Genomic DNA, 3676 nt, shown 5'->3' on the forward strand with positions numbered 1-3676 from the left:
GTGCGCCTTGTGGAGAGAGCTTTTGGCATTGGGCCCTCGGCGCTGACGGAGGCCATGGGCATGCTCAACCACCATTTCGCAGCAGCCGCCTGATCGGCGCAGAGCGACAGCCTACCTCTGACTGCCGCCAATCTTTGCAACAGAGCCCTTCAATGTGCCGATCGTCATGATCAGCGCGGCGTCCCCTTCGGTATCCAGATGCGCATTGGGTTCATCGAGAATGAGGATGGCGGGATCGCCAAAAACCGCACGCGCTAAGGCGATGCGCTGAGCCTGGCCGGCGGAGATGCCTTTGCCGCCCGGTTTCAGCTGATGGTCATATCCATCGGATAGCCGGCGGATCAGCATGTCGGCGCCGACCTTGGATGCGGCGACGATCACGGCTGCATCCAGTGCGGGCTTGTCCTGTTCCAGTTCGATAGAAAAACGGGCGATATTGTCGGCGATGGAACCTGCCAGCAGCGCGGAATCCTGGGGGAGGTAGCCGATATGACGGGCGAGCAGTTCCGGATCCCAATCCTGCGCGTGGGAGCCATCGAAACTTATTTTGCCGCGATCAGGCAGAAGCGCGCCGGCCATCGCGCGGACCAGTGTGGATTTGCCTGCCCCGCTGGGGCCGATCACTGCAATGATCTCACCTGCTGCTATGCAGAAACTGACATTTTGAAGCAGCGCGCCATCCTGCCCGTCGCTCATCACGCTGACATTTTCGACGCTGATGTGCCCCAGTGGTGCGGGCAGTGCGGTTTTCACGCTTCCGGTGGCATGGGTTGCCAGCAAGGCCTGAATATCACGATATTGCTGCCGGGCCTGAATCAGGGGCTTCCATGTACCGATAAGCTGTTCGATGGGCTGGAGTGCGCGTGCGATTAAAAAGGATGCCGCGAAAATCGCACCTGCCGATATGAGGTTGTCGATGACCAGCAAGGCCCCTAAGCCAAGAGCCAGGGATTGCAGCGCCAATCTGATAAACTTGCTGAGCGCCAGAAAGCTGCCGGCGGACAGGCCAGCTTGCGCCTGCGTCGCTATCATCGCCTCGCGCTGGCGCAACTGGCGGGTTACCAGCGCACGGCGCATCCCCAGCGCCCTTATGGTCTCGCTTGCACCCAGCAAGGCATCCTGGTTGGTATAGGATATATTCGCAGCCAGCTGAGCCTGTTCGACCTTGCCCCGCGTCGATCGTGCGGTTGCAAAGGCGACCAGAGGCAGGAGGCAGCATCCGGTAAAGGCTAAAATGCCGATCCATGGATGGACCAAAAAGCAGATTAGCAGATAGATGGGGATCCATGGCGCGTCAAACAGGGCAAGAGTTGCCGGGCCTGTCAAGGTCGCGCGGAGCGCATCGAAATCGCGAAGCGCTTGGCGTAGGCCCGGCCAGTCCGGTCGCCCGAAACTGGTATCGAGCAAGACCGGAGCAACCATCATGTCGAGTCTGACGCCGGCCCGGGCGAGCAACCGCATCCGCGTTCTGTCCAGAAATGCAAGCGTGGCCAGCGCGAAAAGTAATATCAGCGTCAGAAACAGAAGCGTTTGTAATCCGCGTGTCGGGACGACACGATCATAAACCTGCAACATATAGATTGTTGGGATGATGTAGAGGATATTAACAAGTGCACTAAAAATTGCGGCTTTGAAAAAATATTTATTTATTGAATATATCATCATAGAATTGTTCGAATAGTATAATTTTTATAAATGATATTTGATGACATATCAAATTATACTATAAATAGTTCAGAGCTACCGGTATTGCGATGCTCGAAATATCCAGTGTTGATATAATGTTCGGTCAATGCATCGATATCCGTGCCGAAAGCTGCGCTCAGGTCAGGATTGACTGATGCATAAGCGAGTGCATCGAAGGCATAAAGCTGCCTTCCCTCGGTTCGACCGGCCGCCACATAATGCCAGGCTGCCATGTCATCATCATTGCCAAAGGCTGTAATCAGATCGGCATTGGAAGCAATATAGCGCAGGCCGTCGAAACTGTCGGCCGAACGCCCCTCGGCAAAGCCGGTTTCGATATAATGGCGCGTCGCGGCCTGAATATCCGTGCCAAAGGCGGCCGACAGGTCCGAATAGGATGCAGCATATTGCAAACCATCGAAATTGTCGATGCTACGTCCTTCGGTTCGACCGGTCGCCACATAATGCCAAGCCGCCATGCCGTCGTCATTGCCGAACGCTGTGATCAGGTCGGCATTGGACGCGATATATCGTAGGCCGTCGAAGCTGTCGGCCGACCGTCCTTCAGCCAAGCCGGCCTCGATATAATGGCGTGTTGCGGCCTGCGCATCGACGCCAAATGCAGCCGCCAGATCCGCATGGGATGCAGCATATTGCAGACCGTCGAAACTGTCGATGCTTCGTCCTTCGACCTTGCCTGCCGCAATATAATGCCAGGCGGCCAAGTCGTCGTCATTGCCAAAGGCTGTAATCAAATCGATATTTGAAGCGATGTAGCGCAGGCCGTCGAAGCTGTCGGCCGACCGTCCCTCGGCAAAGCCGGTTTCGATATAATGACGCGTCGCGGCGTGAGCATCCGTGCCAAAGGCGGCCGACAGGTCGGCATGGGATGCGATATATTGCAGCCCGTTGAAACCCTTGGCGTCACGCCCTTCGGCAAAGCCGCTACCGACATAATGGAGCATGGCTGCCTGCGGATTCGTGCCGAACGCAGTCAGCAAATCCGCATGCGACGCCGCGTAACGCAAACCGTCAAATGCCGACAGGCTAGTTGCTAAGGTGTCGAAAGCGAGATTTTCTCCTGCAAAGGATATCCGCTCGACATTGGCGATCCGGCTCGCGCCCTCTTCTCCCACCAGATAGGTCCATCCGTTTGCGGCGATGAAATTGTAAGTTGACCGGGCGCCCGTCAGGATCAAAGTGTCGATCCCTGCCCCGCCATCCACAATGTTGTTGCCGGCGCCTGGCTCCAGCCTGTCGTCACCGGCACCGCCGTTCAACTGGTCATGCCCTTCGCTGCCGACCAGCCAGTCATTCCCAGCATAGCCATTGATTATGTCATTGCCCGCAAGGCCAAGCAGATAATTATTGCCCGTGTCGCCTTCCATGCGGTCGTCGCCTACGGTGCCGGCCCAGTCATTATCCTTGACGGTCACGGTCACGATACTGCTGTCCGAACCGGAAGAGAATATTTGGCCGCTGGCAGTGACCTTAAATGCCAAGGTTTCGTCGCCTTCGATCGACAGGTCATCAACCACGCCGATGTTCGGCAGGCTGATAACATAATCGCCGGCCGGGGATTTCGAAACGCTGTAGAATCCGTTGTAGCTAGGTACGTTGACTTCGCTTGCCGTCATGATCGAATTCGCCGCATCGAATGCCAGCGTGACCGTTCCGGAATAGCTGCTGATATTCTGCAACGTCAGCGTAGTGACGAGCGAATTGCCGGATCCTTCGCTGATTGTCCCGCTGATGTTCGTATAGGCAGTCGCGCCTAGCTTCTTGTCGACGATCTCGAAGCTTGTGGCGATCCCCATGTTGGCGAGTTGCCACATGCTGTAAGAAGAATAATTTCCTGCTTTATCGTACACATAAACAGTATCTATGGTATATGTGCCTGCGCCCGAGCTTGCGGCGATATAGGAGCTTTGCGACGAATATCCATCGGCGAAGCTGTCGTTATAATCATTGGCATACAAGCCAGACGTGT

The 3676-nt window shown here is 55.9% G+C and carries 2 protein-coding genes and 1 pseudogene; 1 reads left to right on the top strand and 2 read right to left on the bottom strand.

Features of this window, described 5'->3' with window-relative positions:
• Window positions 1-93 (top strand): annotated as a pseudogene (locus F4U95_RS24425) (IS6 family transposase); the annotation flags it as partial.
• Between the two features lie 18 nt (window positions 94-111).
• Here F4U95_RS24425 and F4U95_RS24435 read toward each other — a convergent pair.
• Window positions 112-1665, bottom strand: a complete 1554-nt coding sequence (locus F4U95_RS24435) for a type I secretion system permease/ATPase (protein WP_150426988.1) — start codon at window positions 1663-1665, stop codon at window positions 112-114.
• Between the two features lie 53 nt (window positions 1666-1718).
• Window positions 1719-3676 (bottom strand): calcium-binding protein (locus tag F4U95_RS24440; RefSeq protein ID WP_281347249.1); only part of this gene is annotated, 1958 nt, incomplete at its 5' end.

The sequence above is a fragment of the Sphingobium limneticum genome, assembly GCF_008710165.1.
Classification (GTDB): domain Bacteria; phylum Pseudomonadota; class Alphaproteobacteria; order Sphingomonadales; family Sphingomonadaceae; genus Sphingobium; species Sphingobium limneticum.